Source organism: Flavobacterium sp. (assembly GCF_052437795.1).
In the GTDB taxonomy this organism is placed as follows: domain Bacteria; phylum Bacteroidota; class Bacteroidia; order Flavobacteriales; family Flavobacteriaceae; genus Flavobacterium.
In genome coordinates, this window is record NZ_JBQVPA010000004.1 from 496,375 (window position 1) to 514,032 (window position 17,658).

A 17,658-nucleotide genomic window follows, 5' to 3' on the forward strand; every position below is an offset into this window, starting at 1 on the left:
TAATTCGCACGTAGCTGTTAAATTATAAGGGGCTAATTTGTAATATTTTTAGCAGTGGGCTCATCTCTCTATAATTTTTCACGCAAAGCAATGTGCCCGCGGTTAGCAATACCGTGCACATTAGATGATAGCTGAACGGGCAGGCCGCAAAAAACCGATACGGTGGTTATCAAAATACGGCGCGGTATTTTGATGTGCAAGGGTGCGCTCGCCGTAACGCTTTTATTACTCAAAGATCATTTTGAGGATCGTCTCCCTTTTTGTCGGGGGTAATAATATAACGGTATACAAAAGGCAATATCTGCGGAGAAGGACTCACTATCTCAGGATCCACAACCTCAATATCTTCCGGTCTCGGCGGGTTAACGAAGTTGCCGTTCTCATCAAAGCGCTTCATGAATTTGTCGTGCCTGGGATCAAAGTCAGGCTGCTGCCAGTCATAAAGTATTGGTGCTTTGAACTCCGGCGTTTTATAGATGCGTGCGAAGAGCAGCCCTGATAAAAAACCTCCCAAATGCCCCTCCCATGAAATGCCCTGCTCAATGTCCGGGAAAATGTACCACACCATCCCACCGTACAGTACTACCACCATTAGCGATAGCGCAACCAGCCTGTAATACCCTGTCTGTATCCCTTTAAAGAAAATAAAGCTTACCAATACATAGATGAGCCCGCTCGCCCCAATGTGATACGATTCACGACCAATAAGCCAGGTAAAGGAACCGGAGAGCAATATGCCGTAACCGATGACCTGCAGTGCCTGCCGCCTGTAAAAATAGCGGACTGCCGCAATGAGCACCAGCAGCGCTACTGAGTTATTGTAGATATGCTCCAAGCTGCCGTGCAGGAACGGGCTGAGCACAATGCCACGAAGGCCAACGAATGTGCGCGGCAGTATACCATAGTCGTTTAAATAGATACTAAAACGTACCTCAACCCAATACACCAGCCACATTGTAAGCACAAAGTATAGCGGCCATGCTACTACCGAAGGCGAGAATACTAAATGATCGTCCCTGTCGTCTTTCATGCGTAAGGCAAGTCAAAAACATAACCAAAACTATTTTCCTGTTAAAATGTCATAGGAATTTTAACCGCCTATATTTTTTACGCTATTAGAAAATAAACTAATAATCCGTAATTTTACAGCATGGAAGCACCTTTAGCCGAGCGCATACGCCCACAGCATTTATCAGAATACATCAGCCAGCAGCACCTTGTGGGGCCTAACGGCTCACTCACACACCAAATAGCGCGGGGTATTATACCATCGCTCATATTATGGGGGCCGCCGGGTACCGGAAAAACCACACTGGCACAGATCATGGCGCAGGAAAGCAATCGCCCTTTTTACGTGCTGAGCGCGATAAATGCGGGCGTAAAGGATGTGCGCGAAGTGATCGATAAGGCCAAGCAGAGTGGAGGTTTGTTCACTGCTAAAAATCCTATTTTGTTCATAGATGAGATACATCGTTTCAGTAAGTCGCAGCAGGATTCGCTACTGGCAGCGGTAGAAAAAGGCTGGGTAACATTAATTGGTGCTACGACCGAGAACCCAAGCTTTGAAGTTATCCCTGCATTATTGTCAAGATGTCAGGTATATGTGCTAAACGCCTTTACCAAAGAAGACCTCGAAGCGCTCCTGCACCGCGCCATGGAGACTGACGCCTACCTGAAGCAGAAAAACATAAACCTGAAAGAAACCGAGGCATTGATCAAGCTATCAGGTGGTGACGGAAGAAAATTGCTGAATATATTTGAACTGGTCATTAATGCAAGCGAGGGTGATGAAATAGAGATCACCAACGACAGGGTTATGCAGCTGGCGCAGAAAAATACCGTGCTGTATGACAAAACAGGCGAGCAGCATTACGATATCATATCTGCTTTCATAAAATCGATGCGTGGCAGCGACCCGAACGGGGCCGTATACTGGCTTGCCCGTATGATCGAAGGCGGCGAGGACCTGAAGTTCATTGCCCGAAGGATGCTCATCCTGGCTTCGGAGGACATTGGTATTGCCAACCCGACAGCGCTCATACTGGCCAACAATGCTTTCCAGGCGGTATCGGCCATCGGCTATCCGGAATCGCGCATCATCCTTAGCCAGTGCGCGGTGTACCTGGCTACATCGCCTAAGAGCAATGCCACATACATGGCAATTGGAAAAGCACAAAGCATTGTAAAGCGAACCGGCGACCTACCTGTACCGCTGCACCTGCGCAATGCGCCAACAAAGTTAATGAAGGAACTGGGCTATGGGGACGATTATAAATATGCCCACGACTACGATAACAATTTTGCCGAACAGGAATTCCTGCCCGATGAAATAAAAAATACTGCTTTTTATGAACCCGGAAACAGCAGCCGCGAAAACGCCGACCGAGAATTCCTCCGCAGGAGGTGGAGAGGGAAATATGGATATTAGAAGCCGGAAAGTTTGTAATGTCATAAAGTCGCAAGCCGAAAGGCTACTACTTTACAACTTTAGACTTGATGACTTTAGACTTTAAAATTTGATATTGAGTTTTTCCGACACCAGTTTGTCATCTTTGTAATATTCAAAAAACCATTCATTACCTTTTTTGAATACAACGCCATTTTTACCATCACCCTGAGCGGTATAGTTGTCCGGCTGCGAAGTCTTATACATTTTCAGCACCACTTTAGGGGTCATATCCACCAGTTGGTAACCATTTGTTATAGGCTGTGCGAAAAGTTGGTTCCCGTTTATGACTGAAAGCGTCTCTGGGGCCTGGACCGAAACGACCGGTGTAGTTACCTGCTCCTGTTTTGGCGTACTTTTTAGTTCATTGGCCTTTAAAACTATATCATTGCCGCCCGAATATTGGTAATTCAAGGACACTAATGAATGTGAAGCTTCCCTCAATGCTTCGGTATATGCCTTTTTATAGTCTTTGGTTTTACTATTTCCCCTTTCAGACTTATATAACACCTTGCCGTTACAATCTTTGATCTGGATATAAACATTTGTCGCCAGCATTCCTGAATCATTCAACAAATCGCCGTATAATGCCTTGCAACGGTCAAGGGCGAGTTCATCCGGCAGCTTTTGATCGTCATAAAATACGGTAAACCCATATTTTTCGAAAACCATTTTGGTAAGTTCGTTCATATTGTATTTGTTAGGCTCCCTTAAGAATTCAAATTTACGGGGCACGATAAGATACTTGTGATCGTTTATCGTCTTTTCCTGAGCAAAAGCGCCTACGGCAAACATCAGGGTAAAAGCTAAAAGTGTCTTTTTCATAATTAAAGCAGGTTCTTGAGTTCCAGCAGGTGGTGTACCTGGGTTACAGAAGGATGGGCTTCCTTCCTGAATTCGTTAAAATATATGGCATCAATGCCGCAATCCAGCGCGCCCTGCACATCGGCCTCTATGCAATCGCCGATCATGATACTGTGGCTTTTCTCGGCATTGGCGGCCTTCAGTGCAAACTCGAATATGCCGGCATGTGGCTTTTTGCAACCCGCCATGTCGCTGTTGGTAACGGTCTCGAAATACCTGTCCAGGTTGGAATTTTTCATCTTCCCGGCCTGAACTTCATGAAAGCCATTGGTAATGATATGCAGACTATATTTCGGCTTCAGGTAGTCGAGTATCTCAATGGCACCTTCGAAAAGGTGATTGCTCTCAGGCAGGTGCTTAATGTATTCGGCGGCAAGTATGTGAAGCAAGTCATCAGCCACCTCATACCCTATCTGCCGGAAAGCCTCTCTAAGCCTTCCGTAGCGCAGTTCCTCCTGCGAGATCATCCCGTCTCGGAAAAGCTTCCAGTAGTTTTCGTTGATCGGCACATACAACTCTATGAACCGTTCATGGTCCATGTCCATGCCATGCTTTTCAAAAATGGTACGGAATGTTATGGCCGAGTTTTTCTCGAAGTCCCACAAAGTATGGTCCAGATCGAAAAAGACAGCTTTTTTATTGGTTATCCTCATTAATTGCCTTTAGTAATAACAGCATTTTCTACGTGGTAGATCCAGTCATCTACATCCGAATCATTGTAGCGAAAAGTACCGGTAAGCGTTACATACTGGTCGGTCTTCAGCTTCATGTTAGGGTTCTTGAACTTGATGCCCATTATGGTTTCCGGCCCTGCCTGCCCGCAGAAGAAGCACGACGCGAACACGTTCTTGCTGAGTGCATAGTTTTTATTATCAATAGGGATAATGAATCCACTCATTGTTATCTGCTTCTTATTCTTAGTCTTAAGTGTTGTGTTCACCACAGGGAACATTACACCTTCAGGATAATCCGCGCTTGGCTTTTTGATATATTTTATCTGGCCCAGCAACTTCCAGGTCAGTGTATCGGAAACAACAGTTGTAGTAACGGACCTTTCCGAAGTTATTTTAGAAGGCGAGCCTACCGATGCCAGGAAAAATCCGGAAAGTAGCAACGCAGAGATGAAAAATGTCTTACGCATTTGCAAGTGTTTTTGAAATATTTAATCCGTATGCTTTTACAGCCGGTATGACCGCCGCCAAAATGCCTACAAAGATAGTGAGCAGGAACAAATATCCCTCCTTTTCCCACACAAACTCAAGGGGATCGAAGGACATTTTGAATTCAGTTTCAGACGAGCCGGATATAAGGCTTAATGCAACCCTTCCAACAATCGTTCCAAAGATGAACCCTGTAACACATAAAAGAAGGCTTTCTACCAGCACCAGCGACAGCAATTGCAGACGGCTGGCACCATTAACGCGAAGCAGGGCAAATTCGTATTTCCTTTCTTTCAGTGTATTAAAAAGCGCAATGAATATACTGATACCGCTGATGAGCATAATGCCGTAAGCCAAATACTGCAGCGCGTCCAAACCGATACCAAATAGCGTGAACAGCCTGTTGATCTCGATAGCCGGTGATGCCGCCTGCATTTTGGTATTTTGCGCGATGAGCCTGGGCCAGGTAACGATACCCATCTTACTACGGAATTTTATCAATACCGCGGTAATCTCCTTACCTTCTTCGGTTATCTTCACATCTTCATGTGCATGGCCATGACCATGATCATGTACCTCGGTGGCGTGATCATGGTCATGACCATCCTCATGCTGGTGTTCTGTGCCTTCTTCGGCAGCATGGCCGTGTTCATCATGGTCGTGGGTTTCGCCTGCTGCATCATGGTCGTGATCGTGAGCCTCCTCACCTTCTTCATGGCCGTGGTCGTGCATGGCCCATACGCTCTGTATGTTGCAAAGAATAAGATTATCGACCACTTTGCCTGTTGGCGAAGCGATGCCTGCAACTATGTACGACTGGTGGTCATGGACCTCGCCCTCTTCAGCGTCGCCGTGGGACCCGAAGAATTTGTCCCCAACCTTTATACCAAGCTTTTGCGCTATCTCACTCCCGACTACTACCTCAAAATTTTTCGCGAACACTTTTCCGTTCTTCACTTCGGCACCGTACTTTTTCAGGTAATCGGGTGTCGTACCAACAATGCGGTAGCCTTTGTAATTATCCCCGAATGCCAGTGGGATAGCTGTTTCCACAAAGCGGTGCTTCATCCATTTTTTGGCTTCGGTGTAATCGATGTTGCCAGTTGGCGCATCGACCTGGTATACTGACGAGAGTATGAGCTGCAACGGGCTGCCCTGTGCTCCCAGTACAAGGTCGATACCATCGATATTGTCATTGAATTTCTTTTCGAACTGTTCCTCGAGCAGTATCAAAAGCGTAATTATGGCAACGCTGGCTGTAAGCAATATTATGCTTAATGCAGTGTTGAGCGGCTTGAACCAAATGTTTTTCCAGGCTATTTTAGTGATCATGACAGGGCTATTTGGTTACGGAAACGGTCTTTGAGTCGTTGGTCATGTGTTACTATGACCAGTGCTGTGCCGTATTGCTTAGCAAGCGAATCGAGCATATCGGCTACCTTGAAGGCATTTTCATCATCCAGGCTGGAGGTAGGCTCGTCGGCCAAAAGCAGCTTAGGCTCATTGATGAGCGCACGTGCGACAGACACCCTTTGCTGCTGCCCGATACTGAGCTGTGACGGCAGTTTGTGCAGATGCTCAGACAGTCCTAATCGTACCAAAAGTTCTTTAGCCTTTTCGGTGGCCTGTTTGCCGGTCGCCAGCCATGAAGCCAGCACCACATTTTCAAGCACGTTTAGCGATGCCACAAAATAATTCTGTTGCAGCACCAAGCCGATGTTCTTTCCGCGGAAGTGGTCGAGCTTCTTTTCTGAAAGTGAAGCAATATTGGTGTCTTCTATGATTATCTCGCCTTGCTGCGGCCTTTGCAAACCGCCAAGGAGATGAAGGAGTGTGGTTTTACCCTTGCCCGAGCCGCCCGTTATCAGGAGGCTTTCGCCCCGAGAGGTAGCGATATCGGGAAAACTGAAGTCGGTACCTTTCCCATAGGAAAAGCGAATGTTCTTTGTGCTGATCATGCCAATGGTTATATGTCCTGCAAGTTAGGGAATATAAAGGCAAATTCAAAAGACGTGAATGTTAATGCAGCGATGCATTTTTACCGTAGGTTATAAAAAAAAGATTGGCATCAGGCCGTTGCGCTATAGCTGTCCTTCTTCTCAAAAACGATAAGGCTTTGCAGCAATCCCTGTTCCGGGTCGTCGTTCTCCTGGGCACGGCTCAGGGTCAAGTCCCTGTCGCGCATGGCCTGCAGGCATCGGGAATATATACCGTCACGCGACTTCATGTCGGTGCGGCTCATGTCAAGTCGTATCTCAAGCACCGAGCGGTGGAGGGACGGGTCTTTTATGTAGGTATCGATAATGTTACGATCGTAATTCTCAGAGAGGTTAAAATCAACCAACTGGAAATGACCAAGCTCCATTTTCTCTAAAACCATGCGCGGAAGTTCGCTGTCCCGTATTTCAGGGGCGTCCGGCAGGTCGAAATCGCCGTCATATATAAAGGTCATTGTGTAATTATGCATAGCAGTGCAATTTTATAACAAAGTTACTACGTAAATATTCAAACACACAACAGATTAACACCCCGCTAATATAAATAATCCTTAAAAGCATGATAAGTGATCTGGATACGCCTTCGGGCATTTTGGATACAAATGAGAACAAGGCGGTCACCTATCTTTGTTACATCAAACAAAAATCAGAATAATTTATGATACCAGCTAAAGGATATGCCGCGCAAAATGCCGAAAGCAACCTCGCACCATGGACATTTGAACGCCGCAATGTGGGCGCGCACGATGTGCAGATAGAAATATTATATTGTGGGGTTTGCCATACCGACTACCACCTTATCAAAGATGAATGGTTCCCCGGCCTATTCCCCATGGTACCGGGCCACGAGATCACCGGACGCGTTATTGCGGTGGGAACCCATGTAAATAAGTTTAGTATCGGTGATGCTGCGGGCGTGGGCGTTATGGTAGACTCGTGCCGCCATTGCGAGAATTGTGATAATGGGCAGGAACAGTTTTGCCAGGATGGTGGGGTACTAACCTACAATAATCTTGATCGCGAAGGGCAACCTGCCTATGGCGGATACAGCAACACCATCGTAGTCCATGAGCTCTATGTACACCTTATTTCTGAAAAGCTGGACCTGGCAGCAGTGGCACCGCTGCTGTGTGCGGGCATTACAACTTATTCGCCATTACGGAAATGGAAAGTGGGTAAAGGGCACAAGCTTGCCATTGTGGGATTGGGCGGATTAGGGCATTTAGGTGTGAAGTTCGGGTTGGCGTTCGGTGCAGAAGTAACGGTACTAAGCACTTCCGAATCCAAGCGTGAGGATGCAAAGGCATTGGGCGCGCACAATTTCGTCGTGACCCGCGATCCTGAAGAAGCTTCTACTGTGACCGGCAGCTTCGATTTTATACTTGACACCGTTGCCGCCGACCACGATATTGCGCCGTATCTGGCAATGCTGAGGACCAATGGCACTTATATAAATGTGGGAATGCCTGCAAAGCCACTGGACGTTTCTGCCTTTACACTGGCATCAGGCAACAAGACCGTAGCCGGATCGGGCGCAGGCGGAATGCCCGAAACACAGGAAATGCTGGATCTTTGCGCGGAGCATAACATTGTTTCCGATATTGAGCTTATCGACATAAAAGATATTAATGCCGCTTTTGAGCGTATGCTGAAAGGCGATGTGCGGTACAGGTTTGTGATCGACATGTCCACATTATAGGCCTGCCCTCTGCACTATCCGAAAACAAGGGCTTCACTAACTCATTCAAAAATTCCGGAAAGAGCTACCTATTCGGTACGCTCGTCTTTGATGAGGACAGGCACTGTAATAAAAAGATAAGCTATCTTTACAGTACTATTTTTTCCAAACATGAAGACGACCCAGCCGCCTATACACATCAATTCCGTTTCGGAAATGCACCGCTACCTCAACCTGCCGGGGCCGGAACACCCGCTCATCAGCATGATCAGCTTTAAGGACCTGGAGCCGGAAACGACCGACTGGGGCCGGGGAATGGTCATTAATATGTACATCATCGCCATTAAAAAAGAGTTTTTAGGCAAGATCAGGTACGGGCAGGGCTACTACGATTTTGACGAGGGGATGATGTCTTTCATCGCGCCTGGGCAATTGTGTTACCAAAGTGGTCCAGGCGAAAATCCACGCGGTGGCCAAATGCTGTTGATCCATCCTGAGTTCATACAAAATTCTACATTGGCTAAGACCATGAAAAATGAGGCTTTCTTTTCGTATGCTGTAAACGAGGCGTTGTATCTTTCACAGAAGGAAGAAACAACGATTGAAGGCATTATGACCAACATCGCCCAGGAATACCATTCTGCCATCGACAGCTTTAGCCAGGACCTCATCCTTTCATATATTGAATTGCTGCTGAACTATTCGAACAGGTTCTATGCACGGCAATTCATGACCCGTAAGGCTGCCCACAACGACCTGCTTATAAAACTGGAACAGGTATTTGACAGCCATTTTGAAAACACAGGGAACAAGCTGCCTACCGTTCGCGACATTGCCGAAAAGCTCAACGTATCGCCGGGCTACCTTAGCGACATGCTGCGAACCTACACCGGGCAAAGCGCGCAGCAGCACATCCATAACAAGCTTATTGACAAGGCCAAGGAGATACTTACCACTACCCCGCTATCGGTTAGCGAGATCGCCTATCAATTGGGATTTGAATACCCGCAGTCGTTCAACAAGCTGTTTAAAAGCAAAACGAATGTGTCACCTTTAGAATACAGGAAACAATTTAATTAGCGGACTATTTTCAGATGTTGAAATGCCTTTGGTTTTTTACTGAGGGGAAATTATGTCTTAACGCTAAATATCCTATCTTCGGTTAATGAAAGGATATCCCGAAATTTACCAACCCAGGCAAAGCCTGGTATTCAGCATAGTAACCAACCTTACATTTTGGGTACTCATAGCAATTGTTGCAGGCATCCTGCTGGGGCATTACGCACCGGCAACCGCCGTAAAGATGGAGGTCGTTGGCAAATCGTTTGTCGAGATCATTAAAATATTCATCGCGCCTATTATTTTCCTGACGATCGTGTTGGGCATTGCGGGTATGGGTGACATAAAAAAAGTGGGGCGCATCGGCCTGAAGTCGCTTATATACTTTGAGATCGTTACCACTTTTGCATTGGCGATCGGCGTTACCGTAGCCTACTTTATAGAGCCCGGCAAAATAGACAAGGCCGGATTGAACATGCAGGATGCCTCCAAATACACTAAAGGTCCGGAAGATTTTAGCTGGCTGCAGTTCTTTCTTGATAATATAACACTACAGGTGCTCGTAATAGCCATAGTAGCGGGTATTGCGCTCAATTATTACCGTAAGAGGGAGCAGGCCATAAGTATTTTATACACCTGTTCCAAGTACGTTTTCATGGCGCTGAAATGGGTTATGTACCTCGCACCTGTGGGGGCTTTTGGCGGCATGGCTTTTACGGTGGGCAAGTTTGGGCTGCACACGCTGATACCCCTGGGTAAACTTATGCTGACGGTATACATTACCATGGGGCTGTTCATTTTTGTGATCCTGGGCGGCATCATGCGGTATTACAAGCAAAGTATACTTGAATTCATTAAATATATCAAGGCCGAACTACTCATTGTGCTAGGCACCTCATCATCAGAAAGCGCACTGCCCAACCTGATGGAAAAGCTCGAAAAAATGGGGTGCAGCAAACCTGTTGTAGGGTTGGTGGTGCCAACTGGCTATTCGTTCAATCTCGACGGCACATCGATATACCTGTCGATGGCGGTAATATTTTTGGCGCAGCTATATGATGTACACCTGACCCTTGGCGAAATAGCTACCATCATTGGCCTGCTGATGATAACCTCCAAAGGTGCGGCCGGTGTTACCGGAAGCGGATTCATTGTGCTGGCATCAACGCTTACTGCAATTAATAAAATCCCTGTAGAAGGACTGGCGTTCCTACTGGGTGTAGACAAATTTATGAGCGAGGCACGTGCCATTACCAACTTTATAGGCAATGGCGTGGCTACAATAGTAATTTCCAGATCAGAAGGTGAGTTTGTGGATGTGGATAACCCGAGAACTGAATAAGCATTGCCCCCGAGTGAAGTTCGCGTGAGGGATGGAGGCGGTATCCCCGTAGCTTGCGGAGGGATAAAGCCGATAGCCCGACGCATAACGCAGTGGAGCGGCACGCCCAAAAAACTCAATTATTCCTTTTTACCCTCATCATCATAGTTAAAATTCCGCAGTTTAGGCGCACCGAAGAAGGTTACCGCTACTACTCCCAATGTGAGGCAGCCGCCAACGACCACAGCACGTACTGTACCGAGCCAGTGCGCCATGACCCCGCTCTCGAAGTCACCCAACTCGTTACTGGAACTGACAAATATGGTATTGACCGAGGCCACGCGCCCCCGCATATGGTCGGGTGTAACGAGTTGTAATATGGTACTGCGGACGACCACGCTCACGGCATCGAACATCCCCGAAAAGAGCAGCAGGAAGAATGAAAGCAGGAAGTTGGTCGAGAGGCCGAACCCAATGATGCAAAGCGCAAAACCGGTTACGGCAATGAAAAGCTTTCTTCCCGGATAGGTTTTGAGCGGCAGGAAGGCCAGCAGGACAAGCGTAACCAGTGCCCCAACACCAGGTGCCGAACGCAACAAACCAAAGCCCACTTCATCTACATGCAATATTTCCTTTTGATAAACCGGCAGCAGCGCCACTGCCCCGCCAAACAGCACCGAAAACATATCGAGCAGCTGCGCGCCAAGCAATGCCGGGGTTTTCATTACAAAGCGGATACCCTGAGTAAGGCTTTGCAGTATTGGTTCCTTCTCTTTTTTGAGGATAGGCTTACGCTTTATGGTAAGTATTGGAAAGAGCAACAGCACCTGCAATAAGACAACAGCAAACATTCCCATGGTAATGCTGTTGACAGCGATGGCAACTCCCGCAGCCAATGGGCCTAACATAGCACCCGTTTGCCAGGCCATGCTGCTCCAGCTTGTAGCATTGGGAAAATGCTCACGTGGCATGACCAACCCGAACAGCGAGAATACCGACGGCCCCATGAACGCACGGGTTATCCCGCCAAGAAAAACGAACGCGTAGATGAGGTATTGTGTAGACTCTACTCCAAGTCTGTCAAAAGCAAAAGGTGTAGTGAGCGTGAAGAGGCTACACCCAATGACAATATAGGATGCAATGCAAAAGAGCACCATTTTGCGCTTTTCGCTGAGGTCGACAAGATGCCCTGCAAAGAACGAGCAGCAGATGGCGGGTATCACTTCGGCCAGGCCTACAAGGCCGAGTGCGAGCTTATCGTTCGTAATGTTGTATATCCAGTAAAAAACAATGGTAGACTGCATATTCAGGCTAAAGATGAGCCCGAACCGTATGCTGAGGAAGTACCGGAATTCTTTTATGGAGAGGGATGGGTTCTTTGCCCAAAAGCCATTTTTCAAGGGAGAAAGTTTTGTGCAAAGTTAGTTTTTTTGGCCTGACCCCAGATCTTTTTTAACCTTACCCCCAACCCCTCTCCAATGGAAAGGGGCAGCTGCACTCGTGCCGGAAAAGCATTATGAGGTTATGAAGATCTATATCAGCTAAAAACTGTGACTGTCAACTAAGATCATCCTCCACTACGCAGCCTGTCCAGCAATGTCTTAATATTTACGGTGGCAAAACCTGAACTGTGGTCGGAGAGGCCGTAGGGCAGGATGAGTTCGCCGTTGTGGATCACCGAGCCGCAGGAATACACTACATTGGGCACATACCCTTCGCGCTCGTCGGGGTTAGGTACTATGAGCGGATCCCGAAGCCTGCCGATCTCGATGGATGGGTCATGTATGTCCAGCAGCGACGCACCGATGGTATAGCGTCGCATTGGCCCTACTGCGTGAGTTATAATAAGCCAGCCATATTCAGTCTCTATAGGCGAGCCGCAGTTGCCTATCTGTACAAATTCGAAATGATACTCTGGCTCCTGTATTTTAATAGGATCCTCCCATTCATTAATATTATCGGAATACATGAGGTAATTGTTCCAGCCATCTATACGCGAAAGCATGGCATACTTGCCGTTTATCTTGCGGGGGAACAGTGCCAGGTTTTTATTCTTGGCCCCTGCCCCGTGCAGCGGACTCGTTTTGAATTCATAAAAATCGGTGGTCTTTAGCAGCTTGGGCATGATATGTACGCCATCATAGGCTGTATACGTAGCATAATACACCGTCTTGCCATTATCATCGGTAAATTTCACGAAGCGTGCATCCTCGATACCTTTTGATTCGAAATCGGATATCGGGAAGATAACACGGTCACTGATATCGGTATCTTTAGAAAAAGTAATGCGGCGGTAGCTGTCAGACAATGCCAGCAAAAGATTGTATTGTTTCAGGGTGGCAGGGTCATCGGTTTTTTGCCTCGCCTCAATGACCAGTTTTTTCAATTCTTCATAATCAAAGCGGTCCTCGAGCTTTTCGGTAACCATCCCGAGGAATTCTTCATTGATATCGGCTTCCTGCGCTTTTTTCAGGAACAGGCGTTTTTGGTAAATGATGTTGTGGATCTTTTCGGCCTCATCTATGTAATTCCCGGCAGGGATCACAGTTATATCATTATTGCGGTCAATTAGCGCACGGCGGAACACTACAGACGACACATGACCCTCGCCCACCGCACGGAAACTGATGATGACACGCAACTGGCCTTCTTCCAGGTTATGCTGGTCGGGATCAGGCACGATAGACGGATTAAAGAATGCCGCCGACTCGATGGAATATTCATGCGTAAAGTAGGACCCTATAAGTAGCCGCGTATAGTCGTCAAGCCTCTCGTAGTTGCCACCAGCTTTGTTGATATATATCTTTACACGTTCACAGTGACGGAAAAGCTTGCGGGTAATGCTGCGATGCCTTTTGGAAAAATCCTGCAGCAGCGGCAATACAAGTCCTGCAACCTGTTCTTTATCGAGTGCCAGTATCTTTTTGATCAGCTCAACTGCTCTTTCTTCGCCATTAAAAAAAAAGCGTGCTATTACACGCCTGGTATCGGGCAGCACCTTTGCCGGCTTTCTTTCTACGGTCAATCTCATATGTAAGTCTTTTGCATCCGCCTGGTGCGGATTAGTGAACCTCTAAAATACGCATAATTTGAAACAGGGCAGAAAGCGCAAATGCTAAAATTATGGTAAAAATACTACAGGTAAAATTTAGATTATCAAACTGGCGGAATTGTTTGGGAGTATGGATAATATTACCATAATATCTTTATGCGGGTAATCACTTTTAGTTTATGGTAAACCGGCATTTTCACAACTGCTATTCGTCGATCATACTAAACTGACCTTAACTTTAGTACCTGAAATTCATGCTTTTTACAAAACCAATAAATAAGTATCTTTGGCGTAGAAACAACACACTACAAATGAACTATTTTTCTTCTGACTTTAAACTGGGCATACTGGGTGGCGGCCAGCTTGGCAAGATGCTGCTTACCGAGACCCGGAAATTTGACATACAGACCTATGTGCTCGACCCGAGCGATGAGGCGCCATGCAAAATTGGGTGTAACCAATTCTTTAAAGGTGACCTGATGAATCATGACACCGTATACAACTTCGGGAAACAGGTAGATGTACTTACTTTTGAGATCGAGCACGTAAATATTACTGCTCTTGAAAAGCTTGAAGCCGAAGGCGTAAAGGTATATCCTTCACCAAAAACGCTGAACCTCATCCAAAACAAAGGGATACAAAAAGACTTTTACGCACAGCATAAGATCCCCACTGCCGATCATCGCAGGTTTGAAACGCTTACCGAATTGCGCCTTGCGGTGAAAGACAAAAAAGTCCTCATGCCTTTTGTTTGGAAAAGCACCGAGGGGGGGTATGACGGTATGGGCGTCAAGGTAGTACGCAACGCGGAAACGCTGGAAAGCCTGCCGGACGTACAATGCATTGCCGAGGCCATGGTGCCTTTCAAAAATGAATTGGCCGTGATCGTGGCGCGCAACCCATCGGGAGATATAAAAACGTACCCTGTCGTGGAAATGGAATTTCACCCCGAGGCCAACCAGGTCGAGTATGTGATATGCCCTGCCCGGATCGACCATGTGGTATCAGAAAAAGCAAGGGCGGTGGCGCTGAAAGTGTCACAGCAATTTGACCATGTCGGATTGCTGGCGGTGGAGATGTTCCAAACGATAGATGATGAGATATTGGTGAACGAGGTGGCACCAAGGCCGCACAACAGCGGACATTATTCTATTGAGGCAAGCTATACGTCGCAATTCGAACAGCACCTCAGGGCGATACTCGACCTGCCATTGGGCAATACTGATAGCAAGGCGGCCGGCATCATGGTGAACCTTGTGGGTGAGGAAGGCTACAGCGGAAATGTGGTGTATGAGAACATCGAAAAAATAATGGAACTTGATGGCGTGACCCCACATATTTATGGCAAGAAGCAGACAAGGCCTTTCCGTAAAATGGGGCATGTGACGATAGTGAATAAAGATGTGGAAGTGGCAAGGAAGATAGCGGAGGAAGTGAAAAATACGATACGCGTGATCGCCTGATCTGAAAACCAACAACTATAAGAAATGAAAGTAGCAGTGATAATGGGCAGCATATCGGACATGCCGGTAATGCAGGATGCCATAGATATATTAAAAGAGTTCGGAATCGGGACGGAAGTGGACATTGTATCGGCGCACCGCACACCCGAGAAATTGTTTGAGTTCAGCAAGGATGCACATACCAAGGGCATATCGGTGATCATTGCCGGTGCCGGTGGCGCGGCGCATTTGCCGGGCATGGTGGCCTCTATGAGTCCGCTGCCGGTAATAGGAGTGCCTGTAAAAAGCAGTAACTCTATTGACGGTTGGGATAGTGTGCTCTCCATACTGCAAATGCCGGGCGGCGTGCCTGTAGCTACGGTAGCGCTAAATGGCGCCAAGAATGCGGGGATATTGGCCGCACAGATAATAGGCAGCCATGACAAGCTGGTACTTGCAAAAATAATTGCATACAAGCTGAGTCTGAAGGAAGCGGTGAATAAGGCTTCGGAGGGATTGAGGAATAAGGAATAGTTTTTGTAACGGTGCTGAAATACGAAATTATCAATAAAAAAAGACATCCGTAAATAGTACGGCCAAATATACCATGAACCTACTCACACAAAAATTTACAACAAAGCACGATACTGCGCCATTCAGCGGAATAAGAACAGAAGATTTCATGCCTGCTTTTTTGGAAGGTATTGAAGTGGCGCGCAAAGAGATCGACGAAATTGTTGCGAATCCGCAAGAGCCAACGTTTGAGAACACCATTGAAGCCATGTCTTTTGGTGGCGAGGTACTGGAGCGTACTTCCTCTATATTTTTTAACCTGCATTCGGCGGAAACGAATGATGAGATACAGAGGATCGCTATGGAGGTATCCCCACTCCTCTCGGAATTCGGTAATGACGTGCGACTGAACAAAGACCTGTTTGAAAGGGTGAAAGCCGTTTACGATAAAAGGGATACTCTAATCCTGACATCGGAGCAGCTAACCCTCCTCGAAAAAAAATACAAAGGCTTTTCGCGCAATGGCGCCAACCTGCCGGAAGATAAAAAAGCAAGGCTGAGGGAGATCGACAAAGAGGCATCGAAACTGAGCCTTGAATTCGGTGAGAACGTACTGGCGGAAACCAATACCTACCAACTACATATTACCGATGAGAAAGACCTTTCGGGACTTCCTGAAGGAACCATAGAAGCGGCACGCGAGTTGGCCATGAGCCTCGAAAAGGAGGGATGGGTGTTTACATTGGACCATCCAAGCCACGTTCCGTTCATGTCCTATGCCGACGATCGCGAACTGCGTAAGGAACTTGCCATTGCTTTTGGAGCAAAAGGCTTTCAGGACAATGAGTTCAACAACGAAGAAATTGTATTAAAAATAGCCAGGCTGCGCCACGAGCGTGCCAATCTGCTGGGCTACAAGTCGCATGGCCATTTTGTACTGGAGGAGCGCATGGCCGAAAGCCCTGAAAAAGTAAGATCGTTCCTAAATGACCTTTTGGCGAAGGCCAAACCAGCAGCCGAAAGGGAGTTTGCAGAACTGACCGCCTTCGCAAAAGAAATCGATGGCCTTGACCAATTGGAAAAATGGGACGGTGCCTACTATTCGGAAAAGCTGAAGCAAAAACTGTTCAACCTTGATGATGAAAAGCTGAAGCCCTATTTTAAGCTGGAGAATGTGCTTAACGGCGCTTTTACCATTGCAGGAAAACTATACGGGCTGAAGTTCGAGGAAGTTAAGGACATTGACAAATACCATAAAGATGTTACCACATACGAAGTGAATGACGAGGCCGGCAAACTTGTCGCGATTTTCTACGCCGACTTCTTCCCTCGTAAAGGGAAGCGTAATGGTGCGTGGATGACCTCGTTCAAGTCGCAGTATGTAAAAGACAGCATTAACGAAAGGCCACACGTATCCATCGTGTGCAACTTCACAAAGCCGACTGAGACCAAGCCGTCGCTGCTTACATTTAACGAAGTGACCACATTGTTCCACGAGTTTGGGCACGCCTTGCACGGTATGCTTGCCGATACTGTATATCCCAGCCTTTCAGGCACAAGCGTATACTGGGATTTTGTGGAGCTGCCGAGCCAGGTAATGGAGAACTGGTGTTATGAGCCGGAAGCACTCGCATTGTTCGCACACCACTACCAAACAGGTGAGGTGATCCCGATGGAATACATTGAAAAGATAAAGGAGAGTGCCAGCTTCCAGGAAGGAATAGCTACAATGCGCCAATTGAGTTTCGGGCTGCTGGATATGGGATGGCACAGCGCGGACCCAAGCGGCATTACCGACCTGAAGGCTTTTGAAACGGAACAATTCGCCGCGACAAAACTTTATCCTGATGTAAAGGAAAATGCCATGAGCACGGCCTTTTCGCATATTTTCCAGGGTGGTTATTCTTCAGGGTACTACAGCTATAAGTGGGCAGAGGTGCTGGATGCCGATGCGTTTGAGCTCTTCCGCGAAAAAGGCATTTTTGACAGGGAAACCGCAACTAAATTTAAAGACAACATATTATCCAAAGGCGGAACGGAACACCCGATGCTGCTGTACAAACGTTTCCGCGGGCAGGAGCCGAAGCCGGAGGCGTTGCTGAAAAGGGCAGGATTGGTATAACAAA

16 protein-coding genes are annotated in these 17,658 nt (G+C 47.1%); 7 read left to right on the forward strand and 9 right to left on the reverse strand.

Features of this window, described 5'->3' with window-relative positions:
- Positions 1-229: 229 nt before the first annotated feature.
- Positions 230-1,030, reverse strand: coding sequence for a rhomboid family intramembrane serine protease (locus ACT6R0_RS15150; protein ID WP_444653914.1), 801 nt, complete (start codon positions 1,028-1,030; stop codon positions 230-232).
- A gap of 120 nt (positions 1,031-1,150) precedes the next feature.
- Between ACT6R0_RS15150 and ACT6R0_RS15155 the strand changes: the two genes are divergently transcribed.
- Positions 1,151-2,428: a replication-associated recombination protein A gene (locus ACT6R0_RS15155; RefSeq protein WP_444653913.1), complete on the forward strand. Its 1,278-nt coding sequence runs from the start codon at positions 1,151-1,153 to the stop codon at positions 2,426-2,428.
- Between the two features lie 81 nt (positions 2,429-2,509).
- Here the strand turns inward: ACT6R0_RS15155 and ACT6R0_RS15160 are convergent, their stop codons facing one another.
- The 6 genes from ACT6R0_RS15160 to ACT6R0_RS15185 form a co-directional block, all read right to left on the reverse strand.
- Positions 2,510-3,271 carry a hypothetical protein gene (locus ACT6R0_RS15160; RefSeq protein ID WP_444653911.1) on the reverse strand — a complete coding sequence of 254 codons (762 nt, stop codon included), beginning with the start codon at positions 3,269-3,271 and terminating at the stop codon, positions 2,510-2,512.
- A gap of 2 nt (positions 3,272-3,273) precedes the next feature.
- Positions 3,274-3,963, reverse strand: a complete 690-nt coding sequence (locus ACT6R0_RS15165) for a YjjG family noncanonical pyrimidine nucleotidase (protein ID WP_444653909.1) — start codon at positions 3,961-3,963, stop codon at positions 3,274-3,276.
- The gene (locus ACT6R0_RS15170; protein ID WP_444653908.1) at positions 3,963-4,451 is read right to left on the reverse strand and encodes a hypothetical protein; all 489 of its coding nucleotides are present in this window, start codon (positions 4,449-4,451) and stop codon (positions 3,963-3,965) included. The genes ACT6R0_RS15165 and ACT6R0_RS15170 overlap by 1 nt, the downstream gene beginning before the upstream one ends.
- Positions 4,444-5,802 (reverse strand): FtsX-like permease family protein, encoded by a 1,359-nt coding sequence (locus ACT6R0_RS15175; protein WP_444653906.1) that lies wholly within the window; start codon positions 5,800-5,802, stop codon positions 4,444-4,446. Before ACT6R0_RS15175 ends, ACT6R0_RS15170 begins: the two co-directional genes overlap by 8 nt.
- Entirely contained in the window at positions 5,799-6,428 is a 630-nt protein-coding gene (locus ACT6R0_RS15180) for an ABC transporter ATP-binding protein (RefSeq protein WP_444653905.1), read from the reverse strand. The genes ACT6R0_RS15175 and ACT6R0_RS15180 overlap by 4 nt, the downstream gene beginning before the upstream one ends.
- 110 nt (positions 6,429-6,538) lie before the next feature.
- The gene (locus ACT6R0_RS15185) at positions 6,539-6,937 is read right to left on the reverse strand and encodes a hypothetical protein (RefSeq protein ID WP_444653904.1); all 399 of its coding nucleotides are present in this window, start codon (positions 6,935-6,937) and stop codon (positions 6,539-6,541) included.
- A 188-nt stretch (positions 6,938-7,125) separates the two neighbouring features.
- Between ACT6R0_RS15185 and ACT6R0_RS15190 the strand changes: the two genes are divergently transcribed.
- The 3 genes from ACT6R0_RS15190 to ACT6R0_RS15200 all read left to right on the forward strand — a co-directional run bounded on the left by ACT6R0_RS15190 (position 7,126) and on the right by ACT6R0_RS15200 (position 10,546).
- Positions 7,126-8,166, forward strand: a complete 1,041-nt coding sequence (locus ACT6R0_RS15190) for an NAD(P)-dependent alcohol dehydrogenase (RefSeq protein WP_444653902.1) — start codon at positions 7,126-7,128, stop codon at positions 8,164-8,166.
- Between the two features lie 150 nt (positions 8,167-8,316).
- Positions 8,317-9,225, forward strand: a complete 909-nt coding sequence (locus tag ACT6R0_RS15195; RefSeq protein ID WP_444653901.1) for a helix-turn-helix domain-containing protein — start codon at positions 8,317-8,319, stop codon at positions 9,223-9,225.
- Between the two features lie 85 nt (positions 9,226-9,310).
- Positions 9,311-10,546 (forward strand): cation:dicarboxylate symporter family transporter, encoded by a 1,236-nt coding sequence (locus tag ACT6R0_RS15200; protein WP_444653899.1) that lies wholly within the window; start codon positions 9,311-9,313, stop codon positions 10,544-10,546.
- A 119-nt stretch (positions 10,547-10,665) separates the two neighbouring features.
- Here ACT6R0_RS15200 and ACT6R0_RS15205 read toward each other — a convergent pair whose 3' ends face one another.
- Both ACT6R0_RS15205 and ACT6R0_RS15210 read right to left on the reverse strand, forming a co-directional pair.
- The gene (locus tag ACT6R0_RS15205; RefSeq protein WP_444653897.1) at positions 10,666-11,925 is read right to left on the reverse strand and encodes an MFS transporter; all 1,260 of its coding nucleotides are present in this window, start codon (positions 11,923-11,925) and stop codon (positions 10,666-10,668) included.
- Between the two features lie 167 nt (positions 11,926-12,092).
- The gene (locus tag ACT6R0_RS15210) at positions 12,093-13,556 is read right to left on the reverse strand and encodes a glycoside hydrolase family 130 protein (RefSeq protein ID WP_444653895.1); all 1,464 of its coding nucleotides are present in this window, start codon (positions 13,554-13,556) and stop codon (positions 12,093-12,095) included.
- 332 nt (positions 13,557-13,888) lie between these two features.
- Between ACT6R0_RS15210 and ACT6R0_RS15215 the strand changes: the two genes are divergently transcribed.
- From ACT6R0_RS15215 to ACT6R0_RS15225, 3 genes are all read left to right on the forward strand, one after another.
- Positions 13,889-15,040, forward strand: coding sequence for a 5-(carboxyamino)imidazole ribonucleotide synthase (locus ACT6R0_RS15215; protein WP_444653893.1), 1,152 nt, complete (start codon positions 13,889-13,891; stop codon positions 15,038-15,040).
- Between the two features lie 24 nt (positions 15,041-15,064).
- Positions 15,065-15,553 carry a 5-(carboxyamino)imidazole ribonucleotide mutase gene (gene purE, locus ACT6R0_RS15220; protein ID WP_444653892.1) on the forward strand — a complete coding sequence of 163 codons (489 nt, stop codon included), beginning with the start codon at positions 15,065-15,067 and terminating at the stop codon, positions 15,551-15,553.
- Between the two features lie 73 nt (positions 15,554-15,626).
- Positions 15,627-17,654: a M3 family metallopeptidase gene (locus tag ACT6R0_RS15225; RefSeq protein WP_444653891.1), complete on the forward strand. Its 2,028-nt coding sequence runs from the start codon at positions 15,627-15,629 to the stop codon at positions 17,652-17,654.
- Positions 17,655-17,658: the final 4 nt, after the last annotated feature.

What these genes read in the sequence shown, in the direction of transcription:
- ACT6R0_RS15150 (WP_444653914.1), bottom strand. Translation starts at nt 1,030, where the DNA reads ATGAAAGACGACAGGGACGATCATTTAGTATTCTCGCCTTCGGTAGTA.
- ACT6R0_RS15155 (WP_444653913.1), top strand. Translation starts at nt 1,151, where the DNA reads ATGGAAGCACCTTTAGCCGAGCGCATACGCCCACAGCATTTATCAGAA.
- ACT6R0_RS15160 (WP_444653911.1), bottom strand. Translation starts at nt 3,271, where the DNA reads ATGAAAAAGACACTTTTAGCTTTTACCCTGATGTTTGCCGTAGGCGCT.
- ACT6R0_RS15165 (WP_444653909.1), bottom strand. Translation starts at nt 3,963, where the DNA reads ATGAGGATAACCAATAAAAAAGCTGTCTTTTTCGATCTGGACCATACT.
- ACT6R0_RS15170 (WP_444653908.1), bottom strand. Translation starts at nt 4,451, where the DNA reads ATGCGTAAGACATTTTTCATCTCTGCGTTGCTACTTTCCGGATTTTTC.
- ACT6R0_RS15175 (WP_444653906.1), bottom strand. Translation starts at nt 5,802, where the DNA reads ATGATCACTAAAATAGCCTGGAAAAACATTTGGTTCAAGCCGCTCAAC.
- ACT6R0_RS15180 (WP_444653905.1), bottom strand. Translation starts at nt 6,428, where the DNA reads ATGATCAGCACAAAGAACATTCGCTTTTCCTATGGGAAAGGTACCGAC.
- ACT6R0_RS15185 (WP_444653904.1), bottom strand. Translation starts at nt 6,937, where the DNA reads ATGCATAATTACACAATGACCTTTATATATGACGGCGATTTCGACCTG.
- ACT6R0_RS15190 (WP_444653902.1), top strand. Translation starts at nt 7,126, where the DNA reads ATGATACCAGCTAAAGGATATGCCGCGCAAAATGCCGAAAGCAACCTC.
- ACT6R0_RS15195 (WP_444653901.1), top strand. Translation starts at nt 8,317, where the DNA reads ATGAAGACGACCCAGCCGCCTATACACATCAATTCCGTTTCGGAAATG.
- ACT6R0_RS15200 (WP_444653899.1), top strand. Translation starts at nt 9,311, where the DNA reads ATGAAAGGATATCCCGAAATTTACCAACCCAGGCAAAGCCTGGTATTC.
- ACT6R0_RS15210 (WP_444653895.1), bottom strand. Translation starts at nt 13,556, where the DNA reads ATGAGATTGACCGTAGAAAGAAAGCCGGCAAAGGTGCTGCCCGATACC.
- ACT6R0_RS15215 (WP_444653893.1), top strand. Translation starts at nt 13,889, where the DNA reads ATGAACTATTTTTCTTCTGACTTTAAACTGGGCATACTGGGTGGCGGC.
- purE (WP_444653892.1), top strand. Translation starts at nt 15,065, where the DNA reads ATGAAAGTAGCAGTGATAATGGGCAGCATATCGGACATGCCGGTAATG.
- ACT6R0_RS15225 (WP_444653891.1), top strand. Translation starts at nt 15,627, where the DNA reads ATGAACCTACTCACACAAAAATTTACAACAAAGCACGATACTGCGCCA.